This window comes from Frankia sp. Hr75.2 (assembly GCF_949319125.1).
Classification (GTDB): domain Bacteria; phylum Actinomycetota; class Actinomycetes; order Frankiales; family Frankiaceae; genus Parafrankia; species Parafrankia soli.
Genome location: NZ_CASGGV010000218.1, coordinates 1 through 593, shown reverse-complemented (window position 1 = coordinate 593; position 593 = coordinate 1). Strand labels below are relative to the sequence as shown.

General features: G+C 66.6%; 1 protein-coding gene. It reads left to right on the top strand.

The annotated features are described in order from the left end of the window. Positions 1 to 309 precede the first annotated feature (309 nt). The coding region (locus tag AC559T_RS15385) for a transposase family protein (RefSeq protein ID WP_498869177.1) at positions 310 to 593 on the top strand (284 nt) is incomplete at its 3' end.

Genomic DNA, 593 nt, shown 5'->3' with positions numbered 1-593 from the left:
CAGGGCTGCGCAGAGATCGCACCAGGTTGTGATCGGCTACGTTCCGTAGCCACGTTGTGGGACGCCTCACGGTGCCCTGCGCGGAGCGGCGCGAGTTGGACGCGATCCCGCCACACTCGCCCGGGATGGGCCGCACAAATCAAGGCCACGCACACCCGGATACAATTCCGAGGAAACGGCGCAGAGCCTCACCGGAGAAACTCCGGCAGCCGAATTACCGAAAACGTGGCCAGCCGTAGTGACGGAAGTGGCCTTCCGGTCGGATGATGAAAGCGCGACCAAACAAAACCCGACCAAGAAGGCCACCGCGTGCCATCATGCCAGACCGGCGCGGCGCTGTCGAACGGCCATGACCAGGCCGCCGACGAGAAAGCCGCGCGACTTCTCGAGATGCTGCGTCAGGTAAATGATTTCCGCGCCGACCGCGGGAAGGTCTACGACCTTCCTTTCGTGCTCGCCGTCGCGCTCATCGCGACGCTGGCGGGCGCCACCGGCTACCGCCAGATCGGAAGGCGCGCGGCCGACCTCCCACAGGGCCTGCTCGCCCAGCTCGGCGCGCCCTACGACCATTTCTCCGCCGCCCTCGCGGCACC